General features: G+C 55.5%; 11 protein-coding genes, 1 pseudogene and 1 riboswitch. Of the genes and pseudogenes, 6 read left to right on the plus strand and 6 right to left on the minus strand.

All coding sequences use genetic code 11. The features are described from left to right. Positions 1-83: 83 nt before the first annotated feature. Together OKX01_RS08150 and OKX01_RS08155 are read right to left on the minus strand one after the other, a co-directional pair. Complete coding sequence (locus OKX01_RS08150; RefSeq protein WP_094196519.1) at positions 84-1,247, minus strand: NnrS family protein; 1,164 nt, start codon at positions 1,245-1,247, stop codon at positions 84-86. Positions 1,248-1,326: 79 nt separating this feature from the next. Beyond that, the gene (locus OKX01_RS08155) at positions 1,327-1,806 is read right to left on the minus strand and encodes a MarR family winged helix-turn-helix transcriptional regulator (RefSeq protein WP_094196520.1); all 480 of its coding nucleotides are present in this window, start codon (positions 1,804-1,806) and stop codon (positions 1,327-1,329) included. 414 nt (positions 1,807-2,220) lie between these two features. Here OKX01_RS08155 and OKX01_RS08160 point away from each other — a divergent pair, with 414 nt between their 5' ends. Continuing rightward, positions 2,221-3,360: an FAD-dependent monooxygenase gene (locus tag OKX01_RS08160; RefSeq protein WP_009454531.1), complete on the plus strand. Its 1,140-nt coding sequence runs from the start codon at positions 2,221-2,223 to the stop codon at positions 3,358-3,360. A gap of 269 nt (positions 3,361-3,629) precedes the next feature. Continuing rightward, positions 3,630-4,946, plus strand: coding sequence for an MFS transporter (locus tag OKX01_RS08165; RefSeq protein WP_094196521.1), 1,317 nt, complete (start codon positions 3,630-3,632; stop codon positions 4,944-4,946). Positions 4,947-5,087: 141 nt separating this feature from the next. Here the strand turns inward: OKX01_RS08165 and OKX01_RS08170 are convergent, their stop codons facing one another. Further along, positions 5,088-5,357, minus strand: a complete 270-nt coding sequence (locus tag OKX01_RS08170) for a hypothetical protein (RefSeq protein WP_094196522.1) — start codon at positions 5,355-5,357, stop codon at positions 5,088-5,090. Beyond that, positions 5,354-6,157, minus strand: coding sequence for a YggS family pyridoxal phosphate-dependent enzyme (locus OKX01_RS08175; protein WP_094198331.1), 804 nt, complete (start codon positions 6,155-6,157; stop codon positions 5,354-5,356). The genes OKX01_RS08170 and OKX01_RS08175 overlap by 4 nt, the downstream gene beginning before the upstream one ends. A gap of 77 nt (positions 6,158-6,234) precedes the next feature. On the opposite strand from OKX01_RS08175, the gene OKX01_RS08180 reads away from it, so the two are divergent. After that, positions 6,235-7,542, plus strand: a complete 1,308-nt coding sequence (locus tag OKX01_RS08180; RefSeq protein WP_094196523.1) for an aminotransferase class I/II-fold pyridoxal phosphate-dependent enzyme — start codon at positions 6,235-6,237, stop codon at positions 7,540-7,542. A 101-nt stretch (positions 7,543-7,643) separates the two neighbouring features. Here OKX01_RS08180 and OKX01_RS08185 read toward each other — a convergent pair whose 3' ends face one another. Next, positions 7,644-8,513: a DMT family transporter gene (locus OKX01_RS08185; RefSeq protein ID WP_264672765.1), complete on the minus strand. Its 870-nt coding sequence runs from the start codon at positions 8,511-8,513 to the stop codon at positions 7,644-7,646. Positions 8,514-8,598: 85 nt separating this feature from the next. On the opposite strand from OKX01_RS08185, the gene OKX01_RS08190 reads away from it, so the two are divergent. The 3 genes and pseudogenes from OKX01_RS08190 to OKX01_RS08200 form a co-directional block, all read left to right on the plus strand. Beyond that, on the plus strand, positions 8,599-9,108 hold the full coding sequence (locus OKX01_RS08190; protein WP_125277831.1) for a MarR family winged helix-turn-helix transcriptional regulator: 510 nt from the start codon (positions 8,599-8,601) through the stop codon (positions 9,106-9,108). A gap of 39 nt (positions 9,109-9,147) precedes the next feature. Then, entirely contained in the window at positions 9,148-10,815 is a 1,668-nt protein-coding gene (locus tag OKX01_RS08195; protein WP_264672766.1) for a VRR-NUC domain-containing protein, read from the plus strand. A gap of 797 nt (positions 10,816-11,612) precedes the next feature. After that, a pseudogene (locus tag OKX01_RS08200) lies at positions 11,613-12,989 on the plus strand (ATP-dependent DNA helicase); the annotation flags it as partial. On the opposite strand, the gene OKX01_RS08205 reads toward OKX01_RS08200, so the two are convergent. Continuing rightward, on the minus strand, positions 12,934-14,295 hold the full coding sequence (locus OKX01_RS08205; protein ID WP_094196528.1) for a D-amino acid dehydrogenase: 1,362 nt from the start codon (positions 14,293-14,295) through the stop codon (positions 12,934-12,936). The pseudogene OKX01_RS08200 and the gene OKX01_RS08205 sit on opposite strands and share 56 nt — an antisense overlap. A gap of 133 nt (positions 14,296-14,428) precedes the next feature. Next, positions 14,429-14,516: riboswitch (glycine riboswitch) on the minus strand. Positions 14,517-14,599 lie beyond the last annotated feature (83 nt).

The following is a 14,599-nucleotide window of genomic DNA, read 5'->3' on the forward strand; positions in this document are numbered from 1 at the left end:
TATAAGCAGGCACTGTCAGGCAGAAAATAAAGATACATGGCGCCAGGGGCTTTGTTTTTTAAAGTGTGGCGCCGATGCTGCGCTCAGTTCAGTCTGGGGCGAATCAACATGGGAGCAAACTGATGCAGGTAATTGAGCATGGCCAAAATCCAGCACAGACCAGAGACATGCAGCAAAGGCAGGCTCCAACTGCTGGGGATCAGGGCCAACAAACGCAAGACGCAGGCAGCAATCAGAAAACCGTAACCCAGCACGACTTTGGGCGTGGCACGCAAGGGGCGACCCAAATGACCTAGAGCGGTACGGGTCAGCATGCCGATAATCATGATGCTGAAACCGGCCAAGCCCACAATATGTACCGGCCAGGCAGCGCGTAGAATCCAGCCTGCTTCATAGGCAGCAGCACTTAACAAGCCGATAGCCAGACCGGCATAGCCCAGGTACAAAATCCACAACAGGGGGGTGTGACGGCTGGCCCACGGTTTCCAGCGTACCCACTGAAAGCAGGCAATCAAGCCCAACGCAGCCAGAACCATAGCCAAAGCCAAGCGCCAGGGGCTCAGTGACAAAGCAATGGCGATGGCGCTCAACCCCATTTGCCAATGACCGCTACGAGTTTGAGCAGGTAGGCTCAAACCCGGCAAGGCACGCATGGCAAAGAAGGGAATGATGCGGCGAGCAATCAGCAAGGTGATCAAACCCATGGTCCAGAAACCGCTGTAGAAGTAGGGCATGGGATCTTGCCCTTGCAGCAGGCTGTACATGAACAGGGCATGGCTCAGGCCCAAGGCCAGCATGGCAAGGGGGATGCCGTAATTGCGTTTGTTGCGAGCGATCAGAATCACACGGGCCAGTTCAGCGGCGGCAACAGCAAAGAACAAGGCATCCAGCAGCAAGGCGGCGATCAAGCCGTTGGGAAGCAACAGGCTCAAACGTGCCAGAATCCAGATCAAACACAAGGCCCCCAAAGAGGAGCCGCGCAGGGTGGGCTGTCCTGTCCAGGTGGCACTGGCTGTCAACAAAAATCCCACGGCAATGGTGCCGATAAAGGCCCAGAGCATTTCATGAGCATGCCAGTACAGGGAGGGGATGGCTGCATTGGCCAGCCAGCCGGGCGCATAGAGCCAGAGCGCAATGCTGGCCGCGCCCCAAAGCGTGGCTAAAAGATAGAGGGGTCGAAACCCCAGTTCCAGGAATGCGCGCCATTGTGGGCGAGTAGAGACGGGGGAGGCTGTTAAAGGAGTCATGGCAGATCAGTTAAAAGATGTATTTTAAATATATCTTAAAGGCCGAATAAAACATAGTCTCTTCAAGTGATGTTTGGCCTTATTCCTTGTCGCTCATATCCAGCGTGCTATCGATCATTTTGCGCAGCAGATAGACGATGGCCACGCGTTCTGCAGGGTTCAGATTGCCCATGGTCAGTTCGCTGATGGTATGGGCGCGCGGGATGACGCGATCGAGCAGTTCCTGCCCTTGTTGGGTCAGCTCCACAATCACCTTGCGTCTGTCATCTTTGTCCGGTGCCAGTTCGATCAGATTGCGCGACTTCAGGCGCTGAATAATGCCCCGTATGGTGGCCTGGTCTACCGCCGTGGCTTCGACCAGCTCGGTTTGCGAGCTGGGGCCGTGATCGCGCAGGGCGCATAAAGTCACGAACTGAATAGCGGTTAGCTGGGTGTCGCCCACGTAATGCTGAAAGATGGCCGTGTGCCGTTGGCCAGCCTTGCGCAGCAGGTGGCCGATTTGTTCGGTGACATCGTAGGACAAGGTTTGAGGCTCAGAAACGGGGGAGGTAGGCTGCATAGTCTTTCTGTCTTGTTGTGGAGTGGGCAGGCCAGTTGCGTAACAACTGGGCAAAGTATACCTGTCCAAGGAGCCGTTCACGCCTGATTCAGATCAGTTGCTATGCATATAAAGTATTTTCTATTTCAGGGTGTGCACCGCAATAAACAAGTCTACACACTGTTAAATTCATAAATTAAATAAATTGTATGCTTCGATGGTCAAGGCTTGCCTTTGTTTTAAATTTTTGTTTTAAGCTGTTGATTTTAATCTGGTAATTGGTTTTAAAACTAAGGTTATAAGCAGTTTTGCGATAGCTGATGGTAGGTATAAACCCTAGCTCAATCACCTGTTTTCATGCTTAAACTTAGTGTGTACACTACTAAAAAACATGTAGTGAGCACTTTTAATTTGTGCCGTGATTTGGAGCTAACGATGGAAAAAACAGTCAAGATTGCGATTGTAGGGGCCGGTCTTGGCGGAGCCGCTGCGGCGACTCTGTTGCAGCAAGCTGGCTTTGAGGTAGAAGTATTTGAACAGGCGCCAGAATTCTCGCGTTTGGGTGCCGGTATCCACGTGGGCCCCAACGTGATGAAGATTTTCCGCCGTATGGGTTTGGAAAAAGCGCTGGACGATATGGGTTCGCACCCGGACTTCTGGTTCAGCCGTGATGGTGAAACGGGCGACTACCTGTCCCGTATTCCGTTGGGCGAGTTTGCCAAGAAAGAATACGGTGCGTCGTACATCACCGTGCATCGTGGTGATATGCATGCTTTGCAAATTGACAGCATCAAGCCCGGCACCGTGCACTTTGGCAAGCGTTTGCAAAACCTGGTGGATCGGGGTGACGACGTGCTGCTGGAGTTTGCCGATGGCACCAGCGTGACAGCTGACATTGTGATTGGGGCTGATGGTATTCACTCCAAGATCCGCGAAACCCTGCTGGGTGTCGAAGATCCGATTTACAGCGGCTGGGTGGCCCACCGTGCCCTGATCCGTGGTGAGAATCTGGCCCGTTTTGCCGATGAGTTCGAGGACTGTGTGAAATGGTGGACCGATGACCGTCACATGATGGTGTACTACACCACTGGCAAGCGCGATGAGTACTATTTTGTGACTGGCGTGCCACATCCGGCCTGGGATTTTCAGGGGGCGTACGTAGACAGCTCGCAAGAAGAGATGCTGGCCGCATTTGAAGGCTATCATTCCACGGTTCAGAACCTGATCAAATCGACCGAAAGCATTACCAAGTGGCCATTGCGCAACCGCAATCCGCTGCCTTTGTGGAGCCGTGGTCGTCTGGTCATGTTGGGTGATGCATGTCATCCCATGAAGCCACATATGGCCCAAGGTGCTTGCATGGCGATTGAAGATGCCGCCATGTTGACTCGCTGCTTGCAAGAGACCGGTTTGTCGGATTTCCGCACAGCCTTCGATCTGTACGAGCTCAACCGCAAAGAGCGCGCGACGCGTGTTCAGTCCGTGTCCAACGCCAATACCTTCTTGCGCACGCAAGAAGATCCGGCCTGGGTTTACGGCTACGACCTGTACGGCCAGGACCTGAAGTCCAGCTAAGCCGTGCGCTGCGCTGAACCCGGGAGCGATCCGGGTGCAGCGCATCAATCTGATCGGGTCCCGCTGTGCATGGCCTCTCTATAGGGATAGAGCTGGGCATGTGCAGTCGGGAGTCACTGTTGATACATCATTTCTCATCCGTAAACAGTCTGCAGCCCAATGGGGGGAGTGCGGACGTGTTCAGGGTCCTGCTGTGTTCTGTCAGGCGCTGTTTTTAGGCAGTTTTCTGGTTCACCAGGCATACCAATAATTATCTGGAGATATACAAGGTGCATTCATCCATCCAAAGTCCCACGGCGGTGCCTGCAGGCCGGGACGGAAACGGGGATCTCTACAAAAAGATCGTCTGGCGTCTGATCCCATTCCTGTGCTTTTGTTATTTGGCAGCGTATCTGGACCGCATCAACGTCGGTTTTGCCAAGCTGCAAATGCTCGATCATTTGCAATGGAGTGAGACAGCGTACGGCCTGGGGGCCGGGCTGTTCTTTCTGGGTTACATCCTGTTCGAGGTGCCCAGCAATTTGATTTTGGAACGTGTCGGTGCCAAGCTGTGGATTGCCCGCATCATGATTACTTGGGGCATCTTGTCTGGCCTGACCATGTTTGTCACCACACCTACGCAGTTCTACATTCTGCGTTTTGTGCTGGGTGCGGCAGAAGCGGGTTTCTTGCCAGGTGTGCTGTACTACCTGACCCTGTGGTTCCCTACCTACCGACGCGGCAAGATCATTGCCTTGTTCATGATCGGTTTGCCCCTGTCCAGCGTGATTGGTGGTCCTTTGTCCGGTTGGATTATCGGTCACTTTGATCACATGAACGGCTGGCGTGGTTGGCAGTGGTTGTTTCTTTTGGAAGCGATTCCCAGCGTGCTGCTTGGTATTCTGACTTTCTGGGCCTTGCCGAACAACTATCAGTCTGCGCAGTGGCTTAGCAAGGAAGAGAAGTCTCGGCTGGCTGCTGATCTGGCTGCCGACGATGCCGAAGGCAAGGGCGTCAAGCACAGCTTTAAAGATGGTTTCTTCAACCTGAAAGTGTGGATGCTGGGCGGGATTGACTTCTCCATTCTGCTAGGCACGTACTCCATCAGTTTCTGGATGCCGTCCTTTATTCGTGCTGCCGGTGTGCAAGACCCCTTCCAGATTGGTTTGATGACGGCGATTCCCTCGCTGGCCGGTGTAGCAGGCATGTTGATGATTGGTGCCAGCTCGGACCGTTGCCGTGAACGTCGCTGGCACTTGATCGTGCCGCTGACCATCGGTGCGATTGCCTTGGTTGCCAGTACTTTTGTGGCTCATCACGCCTGGTTGACTGTTCTGGCCTTTACGGTGGCCTCGGCTGTGATTATGGGTGCTGTGCCTGTGTTTTTCAGCTTGCCGGCTACCTTCTTGAAAGGTACTGCAGCAGCAACGGGTTTTGCGCTGGCATGTTCCTTGGCCAATATTGCCGGTCTGGTCAGTAACTCCTTGATTGGTTGGGTTACCGACCTGACCGGTTCGGGCAGCGCCGCTTTGTGGCTGTTTGCCGGTAGTTTGATGGTGAGCTGCTTGTTGGCATACGCCTTGCCTGCCAAGCAGGTGAACCGCTAAGTTGCTGTTTGTTCCTGCAGGCTGAAACACAAAAACCATACCCGGCTCTTGGCCGGGTATGGTTTTTTATGGTTGCGGCGTCTTGAGAACGCCGCTTTGACGAACCGCAGCGACGGGTTTGTGGCCGACCACTGATCAGGATCAGGCAGAAACCTTGCTGCCTTGCTGCAACCAGGCTTGCAAATCAGCGGTTTCGTATAGAACCTGTGCGCTCAGAACGCGCAAGCCGTGCGGGCCGCTATCCAAAATACGGTGCTCGCCTTTGGCTTGTTGCAGTTCCAGCTCGCTGTCAGGCAGCGTCATCAGGTGGCGGGCCACGGCAATCAGTTGTTCGGGCGGGCAGCAGGGGCTGGATTCAAAATGTCCGACTTCTTTACCGTTTTGGCGCAGGATCAGGCGTAATGGATTCATGATGTTGTAGCCGTATCGGAGACGGGCCAGTAAAAGTTGTTGGGCGTGGCGCGTGCACCAAAAATGGCTTGTCCAACGCGCACAATGGTGGAGCCTTCGGAAATGGCGACTTCATAGTCACCCGACATACCCATGGATAGTTCACGAATGTTTTCAGCGTGGGCAATGTCGTTGCGCAGTTGATCACGCAAATTGCGCAGCAGGGCAAAGCAGGGCCGTACCCGCTCCGGATCGGCGTCCATCAAAGCCAAGGTCATCAGACCTTTGACTTTCAAGGCAGAAAATTGTGGCAATTCGCGCACGAAAGCGTGTACTTCTTCGGGTGGCAAACCGAACTTGCTGTCTTCGCTGGAGGTGTTTACTTGCACGAAGACGTCCAGGCTGCGGCCTTCAATTTGTAGACGGCGGTCCAGCGCTTCAGCGGTCTTGAGCTTGTCCAACGCATGAAATTCAGAGGCAAAGCGCGCAACGGACTTGGCTTTATTGCTTTGCAGGTGTCCAATAACAGCCCATTCCAAATCTGGCAGTTCTTCGCGTAGCGCTTCGTACTTGCCTTCGGCTTCCTGCACCTTGTTCTCGCCCAATAAGCGACAACCAGCCTGGTAGGCCAGGCGGATGCGGTCAATCCCGAAGGTTTTGCTGACAGTAAGTAAACGGACATCGCCAGCAGCACGCCCATAGCGTACGCAGGCAGCATCAATTCTTTGTTGTACCAGGGCAATGCGTTCCCGAAATGCCTCTACACTGGTGGAGGTGGGATAATGCTCGGTGTGAAGTAGATCAGGGGCGGATTCGGACATGGCGCACCAGTAAGGAAGAAAAAAAAGATAAACTCGACCCTGCGGGTCGCGCATAAACTATTATGTCATAGGTCAAAATGAATATCCAGGGAAGCAACGCGAAGGAACTTTTCGATGATATCCGACAGCAAGTGGCACTGGGGCGAATTGCTCCGGGCCAGATTTTGCCGCCGGTACGCGAGCTGGCTCAAACACTGGGATTGAACCGGAATACGGTAGCCCTGGCATACAAGCGCCTGGTCTCGGCCGGGGTGGCCGATGCACAAGGACGTCGTGGCACACGGATCCGTGAGGCGATCCGGGAGCTGGCACGCGAAGGGCATGGCGCCAGCTCGGCCTTGCAGGATTTGGCCAGCGGCAATCCGGCGCTGGGCTATTTGCCTGCGCCCACCCAATTGACGGCTGGGGTACGCGGTCAAACCCAGGCTCTATACGGTGCGGACCCTCTGGTGCCTGAGTTGCGTGCCGTGTGCCAGCAGGTGTTTCATAAAGACACACCGCCAGACACCGATTATCACGTCAGCTACGGTGCGGTCGATGCAATCGAGCGTTTGCTGCAAGCCTTTTTGCTGGCGGGCGATAAAGTCGGGATTGAAGATCCTGGCTATCTGAACAGCATCAACTCGGTGCATACGCTGGGCTACAAGCCAGTGGGTATTGAGGTTGATAGCGAGGGGATTGTGCCGGCCTCGCTGCAAGCCGCTTTGGAGGATGGCCTGCGCGCTTTGATCTTGACACCACGTGCGCACAACCCCACGGGATGCTCACTGAGCCGTGCTCGTGCCAAGCAGATTGAGCAAATTCTGAAGCAGTATCCCGAATTGCTGTTGATGATTGACGACCACTTCTGGATGCTGGCCAGCAGCCCTTACCGAAACGTGATTCCTGCCGATCATTTGCGCTGGGCCTTGATTCGTTCAGTGTCCAAGGGTCTGGGGCCGGATTTGCGCGTAGCTCTGGTGGCGTCGGATCTGCAAACCAGCGAACGCTTGTCGCAACGTTTGGCTTCGGGGGCGCAATGGGTCAGCCATCTTTTACAGCAAATGGTGGTTCATGGGCTGACGGATGCCGAGATCAAGGCGCAGACTCGTGTTGCGCAAGCTGCCTATGTGCAGGCTCGCGCCGACTTGATGCACGCCTTGAAAAAGCAGAGCATTCCTTTTTGGGATAGCGAGGAAGGCTTCAATCTGTGGATTCCGCTGGATCGGGAAGCCGAGCCGGTATTGGCAGGATTGGCTGCACGTGGCTGGCTGGTGCGATCCGGGCAAGTCTTTGGTGTGAGCAGTCCTGCTCAAGGCTTGCGTGTCAGTTTTGCGAATCTGAATGCCAAAGACGCCCAGCGCTTTGCGACAGATTTAGCCCAAGTCCTGCAAGAACGCTATTAGTCACTATCTTGCTGCTTCTAACGGAGTAGCAAGATAGTGAACTCTCTTACGCGCCCATCCAGATCGTTAAAAGGGGCGCTATTTTTATGGGCGCAAGATATTTATTTGGCCGGGCGATTGCTGATCCACTGTACTGCCAGCACACTGCCCATCACCAAAATAATACCCAGCATACTGGAGCCGGTCATGGCCTGACCTAAAATCAGCCAACCCAGAATCACGGCGGTCAAAGGGCTAAGTAGGCCGAGCGAGGACACGGCCACAGAGGGTAAAACGGCAATTCCACGGAACCACAGGGTATAGGCCAGTAGTGCACCGATCAGGCACAGGTAGAGATAACCGCCGATTTGTACGCCGCTCAAGGAGCTGTCCAGTGGTGGGTCTAGCCATAAGGCCAGAGGGGCAAGCATCAAACCGCCCAACATCAATTGCCAGGCCGTGAAAGCCAGAATCGGCATGCCACTACGCCAGCGATGCGACAAGTAGGTGCCCATGGCCATGCACAAGGCCCCGACAATGGCCGCGACCATGCCCCAGGTATCCCATTGGCTCTCTGGCGAAAGTAGCAAAATACCCATGCCGATGATGCCGATCACACAAGCGACCAAGGCCAGGGTGACAGGGCGTTTACCTTCTAGCGCCCAGGCCAGGGCGATCACCACCAAGGGTTGAGCTGCTCCTACGACGGCGGCCAAACCACCCGGCAAGCGGTAAGCCGCAACGAATAACAGTGCCTGAAATGCGCCGATATTCAAGGCTGCCAGAACCAGGGTGCGGCCCCAGTCGCCTCGAGCAGGCATGCGTCGGCTCCACAAGAGCAGCATCACGCCAGCGGGAAAGCAACGTAAAAAGGCCGCGATAAAAGGGCGGTCGGGCGGCAGAATTTCTGTGGTCACAATATAGGTTGAACCCCAGATGGCGGGGCCTAATGCGGTCAAGGCCGTCACCAGCCAGAGAGAAAGTCGGTTCATGATAAAAGTATCTTGATGTCGAGATAAATGTCAGTGTAGGGATGATTTATCTTAATATCAAGATAAATATCGAAATCGAGAAATCATGAGCGAAGAACACGACGCGGTAGACCTGATCATCAATCAGTGGCGCGAACAGCGGCCAGACTTGCAGAACCTGGACGCCATGGCCTTGTTGGGCCGCATGACGCGCTGCTTCCAACTGGTCCAAAAACAGATGAGCGACAACTTCAGACGTCACGGCCTGCAGTTGGGCGAGTTTGATGTGCTGGCCAGCCTGCGCCGCTCCGGCCCGCCGTACACTTTGGCTCCCACCGCCTTGTTTTCCACCTTGATGGTCAGCTCCGGCACTATGACGCATCGTTTGCAGGGCCTGGAAAAGCAAGGCTTGATCGAACGCATTGCCGACCCGGAAGATGCCCGCCGTATTCTGGTGCGTTTGAGCCCGGCGGGTCTGGCCTGTGTGGATGCGGTTGTGGTGGACCATTTGGCCAATGAAGAAAATTTGCTGGAAGGTCTGGATGCCACGCAGCGGCAAAGTCTGGATACCTTGTTGCGCGACTGGATGCGCTTGTTGGAGTCGCGCCAGGCTTGAAGGAATGCTAAAGTAGCTGGATATATACACAGCCTGCTTATGACCCCGCCCGAGCTTCCTCCTTTTTACTATCTGCATAATTTCCATCAGGTTTTGCAGTGGGTACAACACACCAGTTCCGACCTGCTGGAGCCTGAACACGTCCAGTGCGGCCATCGTTTTGTGCATGCTTCCCAGCCTGCACAAGCCCTGTTGGTGCGCTTGCTGATGCGTAAAGGCCCGGTGTTTCGTATCGACAAGTTGCGTTATGCCGAGATCGAAAACCTGGATGCGGCAGTGCAAGAGCTGGCGGCTTGCGAGCTAATAGAAACCGATCCTGAGCTGGATCTGGAAACCTTGTTTGCCGTCCATACAGTGCCTGAGCTGCGCCGTTTGTTCAGTGATCTGCCAGCCGCCGGGCGCAAATCGGACTATCTGGAATGGATTGGGCAGGCTCACGGCGAACAGGCTCGGCCTTTTATGCAGTGGTGTGCCGATCCAGTCCTGCAAGCTCCCACACTGCGCCTATCACCGCAAGTCATGCATTGGGCACAGCGTTTGCAGTTGCTGTTCTTTGGCAACCATTATCAGGACTGGTCCGAGTTTGTGCTGAGCGATCTGGGCCTGTATCGCTACGAAACCGTGGTTCTGGATCAGGCCAGTCGGGCGTTTCGCCACAATGAGGACGTGCGCTTGTATGAAACCTTGTCCGAGCTGCGAGACGCACAGGATGAGGCCGACCCCGATCTTTGGATACAGCGCTTTGCCGCCGTTCAAGCAGTTGAGACTGACAGCGACTGGCTGCAACGACGTAAGGCAAAAACCCTGTTCCAGCTAGGCCAGCAAGCCGAACGTCAACATTGGTGGGCCTTAGCCGAACAAGCGTATTTGCAGACAAGCTGGCCGGGAGCCCGTTACCGCCAATTGCGGGTATTGGAGCATCAGGAGAATCATCAAGGTGCCTGGCCCTTGTTTTGTCAGGCGTGGAACCAGCCCGAAAATGAAAGCGAAACCCAGAAGTTGCTGCGTATGTTGCCTCGCATGCGTCGCAAACTGGCGGTAGACGCTCCGCCCAGCTCGCCTTCCAATAAACCCGCAAGCCGCACACAACGCAGTGATCTGGTTTTGTTCGATGACGGCAATCGGGTCGAATCGCAGGTGCTGGCTCATTGGGACAGCCCCTTGGCACCTGTGTTTTACGTAGAAAATGCCTTGTTCCCGGCCTTATTGGGCTTGTTGAGCTGGGAGGCTATTTTTGCTCCCTTGCCTGGTGCGTTTTTCCACCCCTATCAAGCTTGTCCAGCCGATTGGGGTAACCCGGACTTTGTATCGCGCAGGCAAAATTTGTTTGAGCAGTCTTTGAGTGTGCTGGACGGCGCAGACTATAAAACCGTGATCTGGCAACGCTGGCAGGAAAAGCGTGGCATACAGTGCCCCTTGCTGATCTGGCCTGCCTTGGATGAAACCTTGATCGAGCAGGCCTTGCATTGCATCCCCGCCCAGCACTTACAACTGGTGTTCAAGCGTATCTTGCAGGATTGGCGGGACAACCGTTCCGGCTTGCCGGATTTGGTGCGCTTCATGCCTGCCCAGCAAAGCTATGAATTGATTGAGGTAAAAGGTCCCGGAGACCGCTTGCAGGACAACCAGCGGCGTTGGCTTAGTTATTTCGAGCAGCACGCCATCCCTGCGCGTGTCTGCTATGTGACTCGGCCTGAATCACTATGAAAGCCTGGACGGTCGGCGTACGCGCCTTATGTGAATTTACCGCCCGCAGCGGGGATCTGGACCTGCGCTTTACACCTGCGGCCACGGCGCAAGAAGGTATTCTGGGCCACCAGCAGTTAAAGTTGCGTCGCCCCGAGCACTATGAAGCCGAAGTGCCGCTGTCCTATGAGATGGAAGGGCTAGTGGTGCGTGGTCGAGCCGATGGGTTTGATCCTGTCAGCAATTGCCTGGAAGAGCTGAAAACCTATCGAGGTGCTTTTGATGCCATTCCCGAGCACCATAGACGCCTGCACCAGGCGCAAGCCAAAGTCTATGCGGCCATGCTTTGCCAGGCGCGCGATTTGCCGGGAATGACTGTCAGCGTGGTGTATTACCACGTGGACAAGCACAAAGAAACCAGTGTCTCTGAATACCTGGAGCGCGCGGATCTGTGGGCCTTTTTTGAGCAGCAATGCCGCTTGTATCTTGAGTGGGGGCGGCAGGAGCAAAAGCATCGGCTGGCGCGTGATCAAGCTTGTACTGCTTTGCAATTTCCCTTTGATCAGTTTCGTGCGGGTCAGCGGCAACTGGCCGTAGCCGCGTTCCGGGCTCAGCGCGATGCACAGTGCCTGTTAGCCCAAGCGCCAACCGGTATCGGCAAAACCTTGGCAGTCGTATTTCCCGGCCTGAAAGCCATGCCGGAGGCGGGACTGGATAAGCTCTTTTATCTGACGGCTAAAAATTCGGGTCGGCAAATGGCCTTGGACGCCTTGCAGCGTTTAAACCCAGAAGGTGAGGGCGCGTGGCGGGTGCTGGAAATGGTGGCCCGCGACAAGCAGTGCCCCAATCCGGATAAAGCCTGCCATGGCCAATCCTGCCCCCTGGCTGAAGGCTTTTACGACCGGCTTCCTGCGGCCCGTCAGCAAGCTCTGGAGCAACCCATGCTAACTAGCCAGCGCTTGCAAGAAGTGGCTAGCAAACACCAGGTCTGCCCCTATTACTTGAGCCAGGAAATGCTGCGTTGGGCGGACGCCATTGTGGGCGACTACAACTATTTTTTCGACACACATGCGGTGCTGTATAGCCAGACTCTGGTTCAGCAATGGCGCAGCGCTGTTCTGGTGGACGAAGCACACAACTTGGTAGAACGCGCCCGTTCCATGTATTCCGCGTCCTTCTCGCAAGCGCAGTTGCGCATGGCGCGTAAAGCCGCGCCTTCGGCCTTGAAGCGTCATTTCACGCCATTGACTCGCTTGATGGAGGATTTGATACCCGAGGAAGGGGGCGATCAATGGGGGCTGGAAAAAATCCCGGAGGATCTGCTTGAACAGTGCGACTATCTGGCAGCCCGCTTAGGGGCCTATGTGGCTGAGAATCCCATGCCGCAAGACAGCCCCTTGCTGCAGTTTTATTTTGAGCTGCTGTACTTTGTTGACTTGGCCGGGCAGTTCGGCTCGCATTCCTTATTCGATATTTTGGCGCAGCGTGATGGTGTGCTCCTGAACCTGCGCAATATTGTGCCTGCTCCGTTTCTGGCTGAACGCTATGGCGACGCGCACGGTGTGGTGCTGTTCTCCGGCACCATGAATCCCTCACAGTTTTATCGTGATGTCTTGGGTTTGCCGCCAAGTACAGCTGAGTTGAACGTGGCATCGCCGTATCGGGCCGAGCAGCTACGGGTACGCCAATATGCCGGTCTGTCTACGCGCTATGCTGACCGGGCCCAGAGCCTGGGCGGGGTCTGCGACATTGTCGGGCAGGCCTACCAGGAGCAGCCGGGCAACTATCTTTTGTTCTTGAGCAGTTTTGACTATCTGGAGCAAGTTAGCCAGGCCTTGCAGGAGCGCTGGCCGGATATGCCGCTTTGGCATCAGCAGCCGGGCATGAGCGATCTGCAAAGAACGCAGTTTCTGGACCGCTTTACGCTGGACGGAAAGGGAGTAGGTTTGGCAGTGCTGGGAGGGGCGTTTTCAGAAGGGGTAGATTTACCCGGTAAACGCTTGATCGGTGCTTTTATTGCCACCCTGGGTTTGCCGCAATTCAACCCGGCCAATGAGTCTGTGCGGCAAGTCATGGCCCGGCTCTTTGGGGAGCGGCGGGCCTATGACTATACCTATCTGTATCCGGGACTACGCAAGATTACACAGGCCGCGGGTCGTGTGATTCGCGATGAACAGGATCAAGGTTTTGTGTATCTGCTGGACGAGCGCTATGGGCAGCGGCGGGTGCAGCAGTTGCTGCCGGACTGGTGGCAAATTGAGCAGGTGCGGACTGACGCTCGTTCTGCGCAATGACCTCGGTAATGATCTGCGCGGTGGCCGCTGACAGCGTCCAGCCCAGGTGACCGTGGCCAGTGTTGTAGTACACGCCCGGGCGGCTGCCTGCTTTTACGCGCGGCATCATGTCCGGCATCATGGGACGCAAACCAGCCCACGGTACAACACGATCGGTCGCGGCATCGTGGAAGTTGCGGCGGGTCCAGTTGGTCAGCGGGGCGATACGGTCGGCGCGAATGTCCTTGTTGGCACCGTTGTATTCCGCCGTACCGGCCACGCGCAGACGATCTTTGCCCAGGCGGCTGGTCACAATCTTGGCTTCTTCGTCCAGCAAGCTGACCCAAGGGGCGGCATGTTGGGCTTCGGGCGTATCCAGATACACCGAAATCGAATAGCCTTTGACGGGGTAGATATTGATGTAGTCGCCCAGCATATGGGCCAAGTGACGGCTGCCTACGCCAGCGCACACCACCAAGGAATCGACAGACAGCGTATGGGTGTGGGCTTCAGCGCCTTCACCGGTACGCAGCTGGATACGGTGTGGTGGGCCACAATCAATACCCAGAACTTCTGTATCTTGCAGGAACTTCACGCCGCGCTTGGCGCAGGCATCGGCCAGACCGCGTGTGTATTTGTGAATATCGCCCGTGGCGTCCGAAGGCGTAAAGAAACCGCCGTAATAGGTGCCTTGCAAGGCAGGTTCAATCTGGTGGATTTCCTCGTTGGTAACGGTTCGGCGCTCCAGACCGCCTTTTTGCAGCAGTTGGCTGACTTTCTTGCCAGACTCAAAGCCGCCGGGGGTGTGGTAAATGTGCAGAATACCGCGCTGTTCCAGGTCGAAATCAATGTTTTCGTCCTTGGCCCATTGGTACAGATTCTCGCGGGCGGTAATGGCCAGCTTGACGGTGTCTATGGTGTTGCGCTCGTAACCGGAAATCGCGCCTACAAACTGCGCCATCCAGCTGTATTTGTGCCAGCTTGGCTTGGGGTTGAACAGCAGCGGGGCGTCTTTGCGCATCATCCACTTCAAGCCCTTGAGTATGGTGCTGCGGCTGTTCCAGACCTCGGCATTGCACGCGGACAACTGCCCGCCGTTGGCAAACGAGGTTTCCATGGCGGGGTAGCGCAGGCGGTCGATAACGGTAACTTGATAGCCTTTCAGGCTGAGGGCGTAGGCGGTGGTGATTCCGGAAATACCGGCGCCAATGACGGCAATATGCGACATAACAGGCTCCTGACAGGTGAATTACCACCGAGTAGTGGCAATACCCCATCTGTCCTGTGACCTGAGAGTTTATCCAACCGATGTTTCAGGCTGGGCTCCTTCGGTGGGCGTCATGCGCCGCTCTCCAGAGTGTCGGGCTGGTACGATCCTTTTGCCTGAGAGATTCCGGGGTGGTTGCTCCGTCGGCGCCTGACTGAACAGGTCTCTTTCATACCGCCTGTAGTGACGCAACTACAGTAGCTGTGCTTACAAAAGTTTGCAATCAGGGTAAACCGGGAGCTGCATGCAGCGCTTGGGGGATTTC

Origin of the sequence: Alcaligenes sp. SMD-FA, assembly GCF_025960365.1 — a bacterium.
Classification (GTDB): domain Bacteria; phylum Pseudomonadota; class Gammaproteobacteria; order Burkholderiales; family Burkholderiaceae_B; genus Alcaligenes; species Alcaligenes aquatilis.